Annotated in this window: 15 protein-coding genes; all 15 read right to left on the bottom strand. The window is 41.5% G+C overall.

The features are described 5' to 3' along the window. Positions 1–6 precede the first annotated feature (6 nt). Positions 7–1,167, bottom strand: a complete 1,161-nt coding sequence (locus ASL11_RS01510; protein WP_056608919.1) for a polysaccharide pyruvyl transferase family protein — start codon at positions 1,165–1,167, stop codon at positions 7–9. Positions 1,168–1,183: 16 nt separating this feature from the next. Then, the gene (locus tag ASL11_RS01505) at positions 1,184–2,221 is read right to left on the bottom strand and encodes a glycosyltransferase family 2 protein (RefSeq protein ID WP_056608916.1); all 1,038 of its coding nucleotides are present in this window, start codon (positions 2,219–2,221) and stop codon (positions 1,184–1,186) included. Between the two features lie 2 nt (positions 2,222–2,223). Further along, positions 2,224–3,420, bottom strand: coding sequence for a glycosyltransferase (locus ASL11_RS01500; protein ID WP_056608914.1), 1,197 nt, complete (start codon positions 3,418–3,420; stop codon positions 2,224–2,226). Beyond that, on the bottom strand, positions 3,410–4,015 hold the full coding sequence (locus tag ASL11_RS01495; protein ID WP_235550338.1) for an acyltransferase: 606 nt from the start codon (positions 4,013–4,015) through the stop codon (positions 3,410–3,412). The genes ASL11_RS01500 and ASL11_RS01495 overlap by 11 nt, the downstream gene beginning before the upstream one ends. Continuing rightward, a complete protein-coding gene (locus ASL11_RS01490) occupies positions 4,012–4,734 on the bottom strand; it encodes a glycosyltransferase family 32 protein (RefSeq protein WP_056608912.1) in 723 nt (240 codons plus the stop codon). The genes ASL11_RS01495 and ASL11_RS01490 overlap by 4 nt, the downstream gene beginning before the upstream one ends. Positions 4,735–4,879: 145 nt before the next feature. Beyond that, entirely contained in the window at positions 4,880–6,073 is a 1,194-nt protein-coding gene (locus ASL11_RS01485) for a nucleotidyltransferase domain-containing protein (RefSeq protein WP_056609597.1), read from the bottom strand. A 56-nt stretch (positions 6,074–6,129) separates the two neighbouring features. After that, the gene (locus ASL11_RS01480) at positions 6,130–7,938 is read right to left on the bottom strand and encodes an ABC transporter ATP-binding protein (protein WP_056608910.1); all 1,809 of its coding nucleotides are present in this window, start codon (positions 7,936–7,938) and stop codon (positions 6,130–6,132) included. Positions 7,939–8,044: 106 nt separating this feature from the next. Then, the gene (locus tag ASL11_RS36245; RefSeq protein WP_157256763.1) at positions 8,045–8,170 is read right to left on the bottom strand and encodes a paeninodin family lasso peptide; all 126 of its coding nucleotides are present in this window, start codon (positions 8,168–8,170) and stop codon (positions 8,045–8,047) included. A 4-nt stretch (positions 8,171–8,174) separates the two neighbouring features. Beyond that, a complete protein-coding gene (locus tag ASL11_RS01475) occupies positions 8,175–8,648 on the bottom strand; it encodes a lasso peptide biosynthesis B2 protein (RefSeq protein WP_056609595.1) in 474 nt (157 codons plus the stop codon). Positions 8,649–8,658: 10 nt separating this feature from the next. Further along, entirely contained in the window at positions 8,659–8,955 is a 297-nt protein-coding gene (locus ASL11_RS01470) for a lasso peptide biosynthesis PqqD family chaperone (protein WP_056608908.1), read from the bottom strand. 13 nt (positions 8,956–8,968) lie between these two features. Continuing rightward, on the bottom strand, positions 8,969–9,886 hold the full coding sequence (locus ASL11_RS01465; RefSeq protein WP_056608906.1) for an ATP-binding cassette domain-containing protein: 918 nt from the start codon (positions 9,884–9,886) through the stop codon (positions 8,969–8,971). Positions 9,887–9,975: 89 nt separating this feature from the next. Continuing rightward, the gene (locus ASL11_RS36240) at positions 9,976–10,104 is read right to left on the bottom strand and encodes a paeninodin family lasso peptide (protein ID WP_056608904.1); all 129 of its coding nucleotides are present in this window, start codon (positions 10,102–10,104) and stop codon (positions 9,976–9,978) included. A 12-nt stretch (positions 10,105–10,116) separates the two neighbouring features. Further along, a complete protein-coding gene (locus ASL11_RS01455) occupies positions 10,117–12,060 on the bottom strand; it encodes an asparagine synthase-related protein (RefSeq protein WP_056608902.1) in 1,944 nt (647 codons plus the stop codon). 144 nt (positions 12,061–12,204) lie between these two features. Then, positions 12,205–13,191, bottom strand: coding sequence for a nucleotidyltransferase family protein (locus ASL11_RS01450; protein ID WP_056608899.1), 987 nt, complete (start codon positions 13,189–13,191; stop codon positions 12,205–12,207). After that, positions 13,160–14,983, bottom strand: a complete 1,824-nt coding sequence (locus ASL11_RS01445) for an ABC transporter ATP-binding protein (protein WP_056608897.1) — start codon at positions 14,981–14,983, stop codon at positions 13,160–13,162. The genes ASL11_RS01450 and ASL11_RS01445 overlap by 32 nt, the downstream gene beginning before the upstream one ends. Between the last annotated feature and the right edge of the window lie 19 nt (positions 14,984–15,002).

The raw sequence follows: 15,002 nt of genomic DNA, 5'->3' as shown, positions 1-15,002 counted from the left end.
CCAGCATTATTGGAATAATTCATCTAAGTGCTCCACCGCTTTATAAGACATTTGCTTCATATGGGGGATGGCAACCTGCAATTTCCGCTTAATTTCATCTTCTTCAGCAACCATCTCTTTAAATCCGCTAATCAACTTCGTACTGTTTGATAGTTCCTGAAGATTCAGAACCAGCTTTTCTTCTCCAAAAAGATCTTTGGCAATCCCTTTTGATTTAATGCTGTAACCTAGAACAAGTGTAGGTACATAATTGGAGTAGGCCGCAATTGTTGCATGGGTTCTTGCTCCAATAAAGAACCTCATTCTTGCGATATATCCCTTGTATTGCGTAGCGTTAAGATAATTCGGCAATAGGATGACTCGACCTGTTTGTTTAAATTCCTCGTAATACTTCTGTAAAATCTCGAAATCATTATTTCCCCCTTCAATAACATGGGGAGTCAGTGCAATCGTCATGTCAGTAGTCTCAATAATGTGGCGGATTAGGTCTCGTACCGCTTGTTGTGATTGTGGGTTCTTGTCTGAAACCAATGGACTAAAATTAAGCCCTACTGTGTTCCCCGCCTGCCAACCGTCTGGTAAGGTTAATTCTTCTTTTTCCATAGTAAAAGCCGGATCAGCGCACAATTTAACATTATTCAACCCCTTGCTCTTTAACATTTCATACGTTAATGTTTCTCTTGCCAGTATCAGATCAAACAACTTCAAATCTGCCAATTTTCGCTCTGACATGTCCTCTGCACCTATGGAGCAGCCCCAAAGCACTAGCTTTTTCCCTTGTGCTTTCACTCTTCGATTAATTTCATACCAGCCTGGCTGTTCGCCATAACAATAGTTATCTCCACCGATGGATAGGCATATATCCATCGAAGGAATATGTTTCACGATGTTATTATTCATTTTACCCAGCGCGTAGGACTCATCGTTGAACAACTTGACATGGAGAGAGGAGCGCAGCCATGTGAAGGAATACTTCTTGATTCTTCGGGAAGAACCATCATAAATCCCATCTAATTTCGTAATAAGCTGATCCGTCTCTGGTTTTGCTGAAGCTAGGTACACCTGAGCACCGTTGATTTTCTCCTTGATTAAACTCGTCGAGGAACGGACGATAGCCTCGCAACCACGATTCAAGCTGCCATTGTGTGCAAACATCATTATTCTCATTATTCATGCTCCTCCATTATGTATTTCTCAACTTGCTATACGTTGTAGCACAATATAAGCCTAATAGGGATTTCCTCCGGATCATCTCCGCGATAAACCGTTCATAGCGGCTTAAAGTTCCGGAAGCTTCATGATAATAATAGGGCAAGGCTTCCCTCACATCAGGATTTCGAATCATCCCGTTAACGTAGCGCAACCTTTTTCTAAGACTTAAATCTTTGGAGGCTTTCAAATACATATTTATATTTGCAATAACACTACTAATGAGCTTATATGACCTAAGTTGCTTGAACTTAATGGAATCAATATCACTGGAAGTATACAAGTCAGAAATATCGAGTTCATACACTTCTAAAGCTCTTTGAAAATAGTCCTTTTCCAAAATATTGCGGGTCGCACTTCCCATCACTTCTCGATAATTGTAGCCAGAATAATCGATATAAATAATTCGTGTTGCATGTTTGAAGAAACGCATATTGAATATTCCATCTTCTCCCAATGAAACATTTTTGGGGAATGTCACATCATATTTTTCAATTTTTACTCGTTTATAGAGTTTATTGCATACCATATTCAGCTGATCTGACTTCAAGAAATAGGTCATAATTTCTCTCTCGATATAATCTCTCATGAGTACAATTCCTAGAGGAAAAGGAAACTTCGTTGTCACTTTACAACCTTCGAGCTCACACTCCAAGTTAGTGATCACCGCATCACAATCACCTTCAACAGCTGCACGATATAACGTGTCATACATGGTTGCATCTATCGTATCATCCGCATCAACGAATCCGATGTAGTCACCAGATGCTGCTTGCAGCCCAATATTCCTAGCCATACTTACACCTTGATTAGCTTGATTAATCAGCATTATTCGAGGATTTGATCTCATGTAAGCTTCAATTAACTCTTTACTGCCATCCTTGGAACCATCATTTACACAGATAACCTCAATATCTGAGAAGCTCTGATTCATTACAGACTCTAAGCAAGAAATAATATAATTCTCCGCGTTATACACAGGAATTATGACACTTATCTTATGGTTTGCCATTCTTAAATCACCCCGTATAGCTTCTCCAGCTCATATGAATTACTGAAATTTTTTTCAAGCAAGTGATTCGCGAATCGCTCTCTGAGCTCCGAATTACGATACATCGTCTCAATACCAGCAGCGATTCCTTTTATACTCAGCTCACACATTAATCCTTCCGTACCATCCTCTATTTGACTGCTAGCTGTCGCATAGCTTGTTATCAATATCGGTTTACCGAGAATCTTGGCCTCCGTCACTGTGACCGCTTTACCTTCATAGCGTGAAGGTTGCACATACACATCACACGCTTTGATATACGGATAAGGGTTTGTTTGCTTACCTAGTAGAAGAAAGCTTTCTTCCAACCTATTCTCGGATATCAGTTTCCGCAGCTCTGCCTCATATCCACCATATCCAACCACGAACCAGCGAATATTCGTAAGTCCTTTATCATGTAGTTGGCGTAAAGCTTGAATCGCCATGTCGAATCCCTTCACATAGGATAGTCTTCCTACAGATACGAGGGTGAACGCCCCTTGGTCAGCTTCAAATGCTGGCAATGAAGCATCGGCCATTTTCTTGATGAAGTCAGGAGAAGTAATATTCTCGATCAAGGTAACCTTGTCATATAGTGTAGGATAAGTTTTGAGGAATGCAGCTGTACAGGCATCTGAGATGGAGGCGATTGCATCAAACTTATTCCATACAGCAAGGTCGATGTGATTATCAATTTCAAGCTCGCTATAATCTGTATGGATCCAAGCTAACTTTTTCGCAGCAATGACTTTCGTGGCTACAATATCATGAGGCCAAGCATAGCTGATGGCTAGGTCATAGCGCTTCTGAATGGGGGGTAACACGAAAGTTGTATATTTCAAATCTAGCTGCATTTGGATGTACCCTGGTCCTTCCTTCAGCTTTCTCCTTCTCGCCTTTAGACCAGCCACTGTTTTGCTCAGCGCCCTAATCAGCAATGCTGAGAAATGACCTTCCTTCATGCATTGTTTAACGGATTTCCTAAACACTGTATATGCCGGTACTTCTGGCAGTACATGAACCTCAGGTGGTATTAGTTTTAGCAAATCACCGGAATGGTGACAGATGAAGACATCAACTTCATATTTCTCATAATTAAAGCTTTCCAGCATATTGATTAAGCTGCGCTCAACACCACCAATTTCCATATCAAACAATGAAATAAAAATTTTAGTTCGCATAGGGAATGTAGCTCTTTTCTCTTTTATTTAAGAAAACGGTATTCGCGGGTACTCGCCCTTTCACAACACTTCCTGCAGCAATTACCGCGTTATCACCAATATATGTATCTCTCAAAATCACGACATTCGAGCCAATCCAAACGTTTTCTCCTATAATAACCTCGCCTTTCAAAAGATGCTCACCACCGAGATGCCTATAATTGTGATCATGATCGTTAATACTCACATGAGGAGCAATCTTAGAGAATCTGCCAATGGTTATACGATTCGCGCAGTTGATATGACAGCTATCATTGATAAATACCTTTTCGCCTATGCGGAGCTCACCATGATGGTCAACTCGTATGCTCGTATGCTTTCGAATAAAGACGAATTTGCCAATATGGATCTTAGCATGCTTACTGTACGCCTCAATTCGACTATTAGATTGCAAGACGAAGATGGAAGATTTCATATTACTCCAATAGAGAAGTGTGTTCACTACAGCTCTTAGGATACCCATGAGATGTGAAGCATACATGAGAAACGTATGATACACCCCTCGGCCGCGACACTCTGCTATAAGCGTGCTCACTACTTTTTTCAATAGACTCATTTGAGGTACCCTCTTATCCTGGCAATATTATGTCCGCCGATAAGTCTAGCCAGCAACATTTTCAACTGGCCTTTTCGTCTTTCCTTAGGAGGAAGCCAGCTTTTGTAGAAGTGATGCATAGCATAGGTATTTGATGTTTTGAATGTTTGACAGTTAATATAATCGTAGGGGGAGAAGTACGTTTGAGGGTAAAATGTGCCTAGATTCGGTAGCTCCTGAAACAGTCCATCTGGCTTTAATCCCCTCTCCGTTAATAGTCGCGTGATCACAGCTACGTTGGTCAGAGAATCGAAACTCCCATTGGCACGAATAAATGTTTTCTGTTCATAAGAATCTAAGAACAGCTGGATAAGCTTATTCCCCTTCATCGCGCCAATCGTGCTTGTAGCAATAAAGTTCGCCTGTTCAAAACCCCAGAAGGATTCATGATGCAACAAATCATCGAAAGGACGAAATACTTCCACATCTGTATCCAGATAAATTCCCCCCATATGATACAGAGCATGCACGCGCGCATAATCACTTACGAACGCGAATTTGCCAGCAGCATACGCCTCTTTGGTATATGGATGCCGGTAAATGTCAAAATTTCGTTCATTCCACTCTATGATCTGATAGTCCGCAAGATGCAATTGCCAACTCGCTAAACATCGCTTCACGATTTCCGGTTTTTCCTTTCCGCCAAACCAACAATAATGAATAATTTTAGGAATGCCCATATCGCAAGCTCCTTAGTTATAGAAAGAATAATCACAAATTTTCTTTATAAAGAACAACAAAGGCGAAGTAATTCGAAATTATTCGCTCTTAATTCTAATAATAGTTCTTTATAGAGAACATGTCAACATAAGACTTTCTTCCTATTTACGTCGGCGCCGTTTGCTTCTTTGTTCTTCTCCAGGCCCATAGGAAGGGGCGCAAAGGGAAGTACAGGAACTGCGCATACTTAGGCAACGGTAAGGTTTCTACGTCCTCTGGATAGGGATACATAAAGCTCAGAACGAACAATACTTTATTCCAATTCGACATAAGCGCGAATAAATGGCGTTTATGATATTTAGACACATCCTCGGGTACAGGATCGGTATGGAGATTGATCATCTGGCGAATGTAGAAGATAGCCCCTTGGGCTAAACGCCTTCCGTGATTTCCTTTGGTGAGCACTCCCAGTTCTTCGGTTAGCGGTGTTTGCAACAACTGCGCTGCTAACGTCAGTGCTTGGGCCCCTATTTGAAGGATATCATTGGTCTGGAGTTGCTTGAACAGGATGGCCGTATCTATATCTTGTCTCAGCATACGATCCATGTCGACTAACCATCGAAGTCGTGACCAGCCATGTCGTGCGCCGTGGGTGGCCAGAAACGAAAATAAATCCTCTCTCCCTAAATAATGGACAGGACTGCTCGTGATCGTGCTTATCCTTTTCCTTTCCCATAGTTCATTAAAGCTTGGTTCTTTCGCTGGGCCAGGGCCTAGTCGCCAATGTACTTCTACCGTAGTGCGTTTCTCCGCATGGTAAAATGTGATGTGATGATGCCGCCACTTCCAATCATTAAGTACGGTTAGTGGGTATTCAATTTTCACATAATTAAGCTTACAGAGTAGTTCTTCTACTCGCTCTAAATCGTCCATAGGTACCATAATGTCAAGATCGCGCGAGGTTCGAAGGGACAGATCACCATACAGGTCCGCAGCAAGAACGGGCCCCTTCAGCACGAGTGAGCGAATCATTTGAGCTGCAAAAGACTTGCTCAATTGCTCCATCTCTGCACTTAAATGCAGCATTTGAAAGGCATTTATCTGATATTGCTTACGCAAAGCTTCTAAGACAAAGACCGGAACCCCGATTTCTTTGTTATCCTGGAGTCTCCTGTACAGATCAGGATACACCCGATGATGCAAGGTTAGCTGAAGGAACAAATCCCAGTCCAGTTCCTCAAGCCAATCTTGTGGGATGGCGGTACATTCCCCTCGATTTTGTCTACTAGTTAGAAGCATGAGAAGTACCTTTAATTCTTTTGGAAATTGTGACACATCTAATCGAAAATCGGTATCCATCATATGACTCACCTTAGCCCCCTATTCCTCTCATACCCGCATGCGATCCCCTCACGCTAACCATGAGGCATAACGACAACTTGTTGCTCTAGCAAATGATTCAGCAAGCTTTTCTTTTCATTGGCCAGTTGATTAAACTTACCTTTCTGAACAACAGTTCCTTGATCCACGACAATGACTTGATCGGCATTACGGATCGTCGACAAGCGATGCGCGATGACTAGGATCGTCATTTTACCCTTTAATTGATCTAACGCTGCTAGAATTTTCGCTTCATTCTCCGTATCGAGCGCACTGGAAGCCTCATCCAAAACAAGGATGGACGTTTTGCGCAGTATAGCTCTCGCCAGAACAAGACGTTGCCGCTCTCCACCAGAAAGTCTAACACCGCGGTCTCCGATCAGCGTATCCAAACCTTGCGGTAGACGTTTCACAAATTCTGCAGAAATTGAAAATTCTAACGCTTCCCAGATTTCTTCTTCCGTTGCTTGCGGCTTAATCATCAATAAGTTCTCTCTGATACTGCCATTAAACAGAAATGGATCCTGCGGAACATAACTAATGGCTTGCCGGAAGGAGAGTAAGTTTTCGCTGGTGAGTGGTACCCCGTCGATACAGATTTGACCTTTCTCTGGCTGAAGGAGCCCCATGACGATATCAATCAATGTGCTTTTCCCTGCACCAGAACGTCCCACAATGGCTGTTGTTTGGTTAGCAGGAATATGCACTTGGATATTTTCAAGCTGATAGGTAGTTTCTTGCTTATTGTAGCGGAAGTAGATTTGCTTACATTCAATGCCCTGATTAACCAACATGGGTACAATGTGCTTTGCGGAATTCTCCGCATCTTCAAACTCCTTGGCATTCTTACTATCCTCTTGCAAGCGAAGAATCGATTGGAAAGCTGGAACGCAAGAAGCGATTTGCTCCAAACTAGACTGAATCCCTGTAAATCGCGGCCACAATCTCGAGAAAATCAAAACAATTAATAAGAGTTGACTAGGCTGTGCTTTAAATAATTGGATTGAAACGTAAATAAGAGAGGCAATCAACAAGGTGGATGTAATTTTGTAGAAGGTTTGTGAAGTGTTTTTTAATTTGTTCATTTTGAGTTGTTCTGCCACAACGCGTTCACACCAAGTCCGCAACCAAGCATAGCGGGATGCTTCTAAAGAATTGCTTTTAATATCTTTAATTCCGTTAAATTGGTCGGTAATTCCACCTAGATAGCTTTGTGCAATTTCGATGGTCTCATTACCAACCACTCTTGACTTCTTAATAAAACGCCTTGAGAACAAAGCTATAATAAAGCCAGCAGCTAAGACGAATACTGTAATCTTTGGTGAAAGCCAAAAAGCTATACCCAGTTGAATAGCTGTGAAAATGACAGATGTTAGTAGCTGAAGCAAGAGATTCGTCCCTCTCACAAGATGTGAAATTTCTTCCGTTAAGGAATTAATGAGATCTGATTTTCTCTTACTAACAAAAAAAGCCCAATTCGCCTGCATTAAAGTGCGATAGGTTTCCATACGAATCTGGTTGGTGAAGCCCATAATAATACGCAAGTTTCGTTGATTTAAATTTTGCTGAATGAGCGTTTGTGAGATGATCATCCCCGCGTAAGCACCTAACAGTAGGAGTAAACTCCATTTCGCAGGCAAATCCTGCAGAAAGCCAAAAATATGCTGTAACGTACTGGAACCTGAACTTATGCTAAGTACACCACTTAGACTGATCAACGGGATTAAGAGTAAGACTCCTGCCCCTTCCAGCAAACTAACCAGAACCATACCTATCACATTGATATATAAAATCTTTCCAGCAAATACGTGTAGCTTTCTTGCAAAATATAAGAGTTGCTTCACCGCAAATCCCCCTAAATAACCTGATCTTCCCTTATGCGAATGTGTAGCAAAGCCCTTATACACAGTCTCGTATAAGGGCTCTAAATCTTTATGTAGTATTCAGATCCTAGCTAGGCCCAAGTGCAAGAGGAATACCGAAAAAAGATAGGTCAACACGCTCGTCTGGCTCTCCAGCCATCGTCATACTAAGATCAAGGGCTTCCAACTCCGGTTTTTGCCATTGTTTTTGCATAGAATCACCTCCCTTCATGAACCTCTGGTTTCGACTTTTTAGCAAAAGTACCAACAACAGTAAACCTTTTCATTTCTTCTGCTCCAGAGACATAATAGGGGCCGCTACGCAGCCAAGCATGGGCGACCATGCTCCCTGTTTCGTCCTTCGCAGTTCCAAGATAAAGTGTACTATCGATCTTACGCCTTTCCAGCATTTTCATCGCCGCAAGTGCTCTCACCAGGCATTTGCTATCCCATGGGGTATAGCGGCTCATGGTTTGAATAGCTCCAGCAACGTTTGAAACCTTCCTTCTATTAATATGGAGAGGGTTTGTGGTTGTCTCTTCCATCTGAAGATCAAACATCTTAATAACTTTTGTAAAACGTATTGATTTGAGAACACGGGCCCAGCCCAGATACATATAAGCTTCCATAAATAAAAGCATTGTTTTCATATCCAAAGAACAAATGAGTTTGAAGATGCGAACGAAACGCATGGGGACTATCTTATTTTTCACGAACATGAATAAGTTCTTCTTTCAGTAAATGTTCCAAAAAGCCAATAACGTGTTCTTCACATTGCTCTTTATCTACCTGGTACTCCGAGATTAAAGTAAGAATAACATCTGCAACAACAACGGGTGAGGCAATAAGCTCCCAGATTCTGCCGCCTACTTCGCCTAAATTATAATATTTATTATGCTGCACATTGAGCATGACTTTATCTTCGCCCATATTACTAACAATGTTCCCTTTACCTTGCTCAACAATATCACTGATTGTCATCGTAGCTTGTTTAATCATGTGTGTACGCCTCCTAATGGATTGTATCTAAAATTAATGAGACAAGTTGATGAGCGGTAAAGCCATTAGTCGGGCGATTTAACTGATAAATATCCATGTGTTCCACCATGCGGGCCGATGTCGTGAAGTGCCAGTCCATCAAGCCAAGCGGCGCTAGAAAAGATTGACGATAAGTATGATAGAACAGCCTAGATAAGCCTGTAAGTTTCGGAATTTGTTGAATACTTACCTGCTCACCGTCATACTTCACAAGCTCAAATACTGCGGCTAATGGAAGTGTTTCCGTTGTAAAATTTGCAGGCACCGGAATCGTATATTTCGTTTCTCTTTGGAATATAGGATCATATTGACTTGCTTCCATCCCAAAATGAGTAAGACTTTCCTGCCAAAGCTTCTGCTGTGGATATGCTGGCGTCACCATTGGCTTATTTGAAGAATCAAACGTGATCGGAATGACATCATCACTTAACAGGGAGTAACCATGATTGATGAACGCTGATGCGAGCGTCGATTTCCCAGCACCTGAATGCCCAACAATCGCGTAGGCCTTACCCTCAATTGCGATTGCGCTGCCATGTAAAGGCAATATGCGCCTCTGCATCAATATCGCACCCATACAAGTCCCAAGTAGATAAAGGCGAATTTTGGATTCCTCAGCATGATTAACCGGTGAGATTGTAATCCTATTCCCATCCTGAATTAAGAAAATGGCTGTATCGTATACCCGAAATATGACCTTATCTTCATGAAAGAGGATACTTTGATTATCAGGTACGAGTTCTGACCACAGTTTGGATAAGTCAGCTATCGTAACCTCTACATCAGCATCTCCTTGTATATCACTTATTAGGCTTAGTTCGGGCAGATGAAGGTCGCTGCGAATGCTTAAGCCAAATGCTTGAAAAATCACTCTCTCTTGCGTTTTTATCATCTCATTCACTCCAGATATGCTTCAAAATTTTTAAAGCAACCCTTATACGAGCTGCATATAAGGGTTGGTTGCCTACGACTTTTCCTAAATTAGCTATGAAGATGAACAGTTTCATTTTGATCAGAGTAAGTAGCATCGATATAATCAGAGGTTGGACCAGCCAATGTCATACTTAGATCAAGTGTTTGTAATTCAGGTTTATTCCACTGTTTTTGCATAATATCACCTCCTTATGATAGTTTCTTGAGAAACCTATAAACAATAAGACTTCTCATGAGTATCCTAAAATCAGGACTAAATGCAGCATTCGCTTGAGGGGCATTGCGAATATTTGAAATTGCTGACTGTAACACAGGTACATTCAGCAGCTGAGAAGCCATTGGATCCTTGCTTAGTTGCTGGACCTCATCGATAAAAGATGACCAGGAAGGCGTCATACGATGAATCACATCTGTTCCCTGGATCCCTCTAAGACGTTGATTTAAGCGAATATCGTCTGGCAAAAGATTATGCATCGATCTTCGGATTAACGCTCGATCCTGACCCTTCTGGATATACTGTTCCATCGGTAAGGATAGGCAGAATCTTACGACCCTTAAATCATTCGTAGGATCTCGTCCTTGTAACTTATATCGAAGCGATAGCTTGGATGTGCTTGTATTACTTGTGTTCCATAAATTTAACTGTTGAAAATGCATGATTCTTTCTTTATCCAAATTTTTAGTAAGTTGAACACCAGCTAACATGCCTTTCGCTTCCAACTTTTGAATAATATTTGTCTTTCTTGCTAAATCTGGATTTAACAGCTGTGGAGGAGGCTCCTGTTGGGTTCCTTTTGAGAACAATTGATGGATCCCAGGAAATGCCTTTTGAGCAGCTAACTTGAGAATATGAGCTCTGCCAGATTCCATTTTCACACTGAATTTGCATACCTCATCATACAGATGGACCAGGCTCAATTTCCTCATGAGTGATGCATAGTACTGCATAGCAGGGCCCCAAGAGATTGTGAAATTTCCCCTTCCTCCATTTAAGAGAACCCCGATATCTTGCTGGTGGGCCTTTTCATAGATCCCTTTAATCCAGACGGAATTCTCAAAAAACTTATAAGGCATTTCCATAATATCAAGCCATTCATCCACTTCTGACAAAGCACTTTTCCCAGCGAAATCAAAATACTGGTCATGAATATTCCCTACATAAGCAACTGTGGATTTAATAAGCGGTCTTTCATCTGCGATTGTATTTCTCTTGGTCCAATCCGAGAAATTCTCCTCGGGAATTGAACTGTACGTATATAATTGTTTCTTCTGCTTCTGCAATGCTCTTGCCGCAAAGCTTACTACGGATCCTGAATCTAAGCCTCCGCTTAGCTGGGAACCAACGTTGCGATGCGTACGCAGCCTAGCTGTCACTGCGCTTTGGAAAACATCTCGAAATGCTTCTTCATATTCTTCATTCGATTTTAACTTCAGTTGTTTTCCAGCAGAGAACGTGCAGTACTTGGTAAGTGTTACTTTACCAGCCTTAACTAAGATACTATGCGAAGGAGGTATTTGCTGGATGTGCTTGTACACCGTTGATTCCACATCAACCGTATCAATAACACTGGTAATGGCCAGAAACTCAGCCAACCACTCTTCATTCAGCCTTTTTTCAATATGTGGTAAAACTAGTAATGGCTCAATTGTCGTGCAGAACGTGAAACTTGTTCGGTTGTGGTGGTAATATAGCGTTCTACTTCCAGTGAAGTCTCTAGCACCAAATAATTGATGCTTCTTCGCATCCCAGATCATAAAGGCGTAATCGCCTATTAAATATTTCGGTGCTTCTTCTCCCCACTTACGGTAAGCGAGTAGAATTAGCGCACTATCTGGAAATCTTTCTCTGCGGTCCGACTCGACCTGTAATTGCTCAAACAGTTCATTACGATTATCAATGATTGCATCTGCTGTAATGGCCAGCTGCCTCTCATCATCATAATAAGGAACCTGTTCGCCAACAGACTCTGGCGTGATCCACTGAGTATGGCAGCCAAGGAATACTCGCTCGTTACCCCAGGTTTGAATATCATCCGCAGGATATTTCTCCAAAGCTTTCATTAGGAGTTCTCCATGCGCTAATGAAACGGGCTGTTGTTCATCCAATTGGAATATACCGGTTATTGCGCTCATATTTCCTCCAACACTCGTTCTGGCACAGCTGTCGTTCTTTTAAAGAAACGTTTCAGTTGTTTATGTTGCATTTGTGTTCTCTATAAAGAACATTTTTAGAATATCATCTTATTTTCTACCTGTCAACCATTTCTCTAAACTTTTCTATTTCTTCCAGTTAAGTAGTACTTGAATACTTTGTTTGCCATTGTCATAGTCAAACAACTGGTAATAAACCCAATTGATATACTGACGAATCGTGCGTTGATGAAGGTTCCGGATCGTACTATAATCCCACCAAAGCTTGGTTCGATTTGGCAGAGAGAGCTCCTTGATTTCTTTCAAATGAGGAAACTGATGATAAACAATCGCAAGTGTCCTTGTGATTCTTTTTAATGTTTTATGAACATGTGCATCCTTAAATAAGGTCTCATAACGGCAGCTATCTTGCACAACATGTATCAACTGAATAATATCAATAAAGTATTTCAACGAGCTTAAATTATGCCTCCAGCCATGCAAACAAATCATATAGAACGTATGGTAGTCGGATAATTCCTTTATATACCGATACGTCCCCATAGGTGTAGCCTGCTTCCAAAATTGCTCCATACTTAAATTGGAGGTATTCTCTTTTAACAAATCCCAATGGATCTCTATGGTCAGTGGAATAGGCGATCCTGGTATTACTTTGCTAAAGCTCCAATGAAAATGAGATGGGATTCGCTCTTGCTCAAAGGAATATCCAAGTGCTTTGACACACGTAATTGCCCGTTGGAGGTCCGATGGCTGAACTAAAAGATCAATATCGGAAGTTGCACGTGCTCCTAAATGCCCAAAGTATTTCTCGGCAAACTTTGTACCTTTAAGCGGAATAGCAGCAATTTCAGCTGCATCGAACTGTTCCAACACAATGTTCATTTGATTACGAATAAACATATTTTGATACAGCGCATCACGATACTTTTCTTCAATTTTACTTCGAAAAAAATCAGGCATTTCCTCTAACTTCCCCGCTTGTTTCAATAACCAATACATTTGTGGTGATATATCAAAAAACTCAATATCGGCAAGAACTTGTTCATAATAGGATCGATCCTGGGGTATCGCCATTCGTCGATCATATAACGCTTGTATCAAAGAGATAATCAACGCGTTCCCCCCTTGTCTGAAATGATTGCCTAGATAAACTGCGATATTTGCCATTTACCTGCATGAGATCATGATGCTGTCCAATCTGGACAATGTTCCCTTTATCTAAAACATAGATGACATCTGCATGTTGGATCGTTGACAGTCTATGCGCTATGACGAGCGTAGTACGTCCTTCCATCAACCTGTGTAAAGCTTCTTGGACCTGTTGCTCTGTTTCATTGTCTAAAGCGGAAGTTGCTTCGTCTAACAAGAGTATCGGCGCATTCTTCAGTACCGCTCGGGCAATTGCCAGACGTTGCTTCTGCCCGCCAGATAATCGAACGCCTCTCTCTCCAATTTCAGTATCGTATCCATTCGGAAGCGTCTCAATATAGGAATGAATGTTGGCTATTGTTGCTGCCTGCCTCATTTCCGTTTCCGTAATGCCTTCTCGAGCAAGCAAGAGATTCTCTCGAATTGTTCGATCAAATAAGAAAGTATCTTGGGATACATGAGCAAACAAACTCCGTAGCTCGGCGGGGAGTAGCTGTTTACTAGAACGGCCATCAATGAGAATGTCACCTTTTTGGGGCTTATACAAGGCTTGAAGCAAATGAAATAACGTTGTTTTACCTGCTCCACTTAAACCAACTATTGCAACGACCTTGCCGGCCGGGATCTGCAAATTCAAATGTTCAAATATCGGGGTACCCCCATCGTAACTGAACGTAATGTCTTGAAATTGAATGGATGTTTGTAGCTTTTTAGGCAGCACGGCGTTCGGAAGCTCCTTGGCTTCCAGCGGGAGTGTTAAGATATTGTGAATTCTTTCTACCGCGGCTGCTGATCGTTGAAAGCCCGCCCACTGACCTGCTAGCTCTGTCAGCGGATACACCAAATGATTCACCAAATTCACGAAAGTCAGCAAGGAGCCTACCGTTAATAGGCCAATCGAAACATAATAGGAACCCATACTCAAACTCAATAGAAACGTTATCGTAGAAGCAGCTTGACCACCTAAGTAAAACCATCCACGTAATTTAGCGTTACGCAGTTCTAACGAGTAGATTTCTTGATTTTTACGAGCATAGCTGCCATGCATGATTGTTTCCATGATAAAAGAACGGATGATAGATAGACCCTGGAATGTTTCATTCAGGTGTGTGCTCATTTGACCCATAAGTCGATACACCATTCTACCGTTATTGCGAAGTATAACACCGAAAACAATACCAAATCCAAGCGCCAAAGGAGCTAACGCGACACAGAGAAGTGCTAATTTCCAATGAATCTGCAGCAGATAGACAAAGACAGCTGTATAGATCAATGGGAGTTTAATGAGATTCATTAAGCTTCTGCCGATCACACCGTCAATACTATGAATATCATTCGTAAAGTGCGACATTAATTCACCCGAGTGGTGTTTAGAAATATCACTGTGTGGTACTAGCAAAATGTGCTTATAAAGCTGCAATGAAAAATCCCTCTTCACACCGATCGTCGCCTTTGTTTCATAAACCGTATTCAGATACGTCGAAATTAAACTTACAATTAACAAGATGATGCCAACAGGAATTAATAGCTGCATACGTTTAAATTCACTTTGAATAGCAGCATCCGTTAAACGCCCAAAGAACCATGAAAAAGCCAAGGTTAGCGAGATATCAGCGAATAATAAAATAATAAGAACAACATATACCTGCCAGTATTTCAGCATGTAGGGAGTTAACAAGGTGAGTGTTCTCCGAATATCTCTAAACGTCAAATACTCTCTAATCGTAGATAAGAAGCTTCTAACTATTTCGGTCATATCATCGACGCTCCATTGC

It is taken from the genome of Paenibacillus sp. Soil750, assembly GCF_001428045.1.
Taxonomy (GTDB): Bacteria; Bacillota; Bacilli; order Paenibacillales; family NBRC-103111; genus Paenibacillus_E; species Paenibacillus_E allorhizoplanae.
The sequence above is the reverse complement of the archived record's forward strand: the minus strand, read 5'-3'. Positions and strand labels throughout refer to the sequence as shown.